The following is a 1,453-nucleotide window of genomic DNA, read 5'->3' as shown; positions in this document are numbered from 1 at the left end:
CGCAGTTGTTCTTTGATGTCGTCCAGGTCGAACCGGGCTTGGCCGCCGGCTGTAACCAGAGCCGGCTTAATCCAACCGTTCTGAACCCAGCGCGCGATCGTGCTGCGGGAGACCCCGAGTTCTCGGGCCAGCTCGCTGCTTGCGATTAGTCGGGTTCGCATGCTCCAAGCGTGTATAAGTCCGATGCATCTGTCGCTGCCGATGAGACAGATAAAACTGTGTAAACCAATAGAACAGATGCGACATCTTGCGGCGGCTCTGGGGGAGGGGATGACCGCGTGCATTATTGGATGCCCGTCATCGAGGAACGGGGAGTCAGGCATGCGTTTCGCGGGCATCGATGGGACGGCCAGTCCCGCGACAAAACCGTGTGTGGACTGAACGTGCCGATGGTCAAACCCAGTCAGATGGACTGGATCACGTTCCCTACGTGCATGACGTGCTGGAAGATCCTCGCCCAGGAAAGTCAGGACTAGGAATCAAAGCAGTATCGGGTGAATGTAGTTCGCCGTACGGAGTGGGCAAACCCCTCTCCTCGGTCCGAGGACTAAGGAGAGGGGTGTCTTATCGATCAGATCTGGCCGACATAGAACACGGTGTTCTGCGCGAAGAAGTTCGGCTTCACGCTCAGCCGAGATTCTCCCTGCTCCTGGGGGATCTCGTAGACCGCGGTGAACGTCACCGAGCCTCCGGGTGGGAGCTCGGAGTTGGGGAACAGATCGCCAGCGAAGGGGTTCTGCTCGACGATCCTGCCGTTGTGCTGGGCGGTGAGCGTCACCTCCATGGAGTTGTACGTGCGCTCTCCCTGGTTGGCCACCGTGATGTCGAACTGAACGAACCGGTTGCCTTCCTCAGGGGCCAGGAACGGGTTCTCCTCCTTATATGGAGATGGCTTCGAGACGGTAATGACCTCGCCGCCGCTCCACCGGTGGGTGGCTCCGAACCCTAGGCGGGTGACATCCTCCCCGGAATTGTGGGCGGGGGCATCTTCAGGAGCGTCTGCGGGCTGCTCTGAGTCCTCGGCGACTGCTGTCTCCGAGAGGGCTTCATCGAAAGCTTCATCAAACGCCTTCGCCATCTGCGCCTGGATCACCACGGTGATCGCTACCGCCAGGATGCAGAGGGTGCTGCCGATGCCGGCGATGATCTTCCTTCGTCGCGGGCTGTCCGACCGAGTCCAGTGGTGCGACATTTCTTGCGGGTTCACTGCTTCCTCCTCTGGAAAGGGAGGTCTTCGGTCCTTCCCCCGTGCCAGGGAAGCGGTCGATCCGCAGCCCGATCCGAGGACTGCCGCGCGGCCCCGGCTGCCGAGGCTGTTCCGGGGCGGACCCAGGAGCGTGCCACGATGACCTCATGACTCGGACCCTGTGGTTGACCGGTGATGCCGACGCCGACCAGCTGCTCGCTGAGGACCCGCTGGCGCTGTTGATCGGGATGCTGCTGGACCAGCAGA

General features: G+C 61.5%; 2 protein-coding genes. Both read right to left on the bottom strand.

Going from position 1 to position 1,453, the window contains the following annotated elements:
- A partial coding sequence (locus SREC43747_RS20870; RefSeq protein WP_081722703.1) for a helix-turn-helix domain-containing protein occupies nucleotides 1-161 on the bottom strand: 161 nt, incomplete at its 3' end.
- 410 nt (nucleotides 162-571) lie between these two features.
- The gene (locus tag SREC43747_RS0119200; RefSeq protein WP_152528483.1) at nucleotides 572-1,207 is read right to left on the bottom strand and encodes a DUF4352 domain-containing protein; all 636 of its coding nucleotides are present in this window, start codon (nucleotides 1,205-1,207) and stop codon (nucleotides 572-574) included.
- Nucleotides 1,208-1,453: the final 246 nt, after the last annotated feature.

It is taken from the genome of Saccharopolyspora rectivirgula DSM 43747 (assembly GCF_000497205.1).
Lineage (GTDB): Bacteria > Actinomycetota > Actinomycetes > Mycobacteriales > Pseudonocardiaceae > Saccharopolyspora > Saccharopolyspora rectivirgula.
Note: the sequence above shows the minus strand (reverse complement) of the source record. Positions and strands in the feature narration are given on the sequence as shown.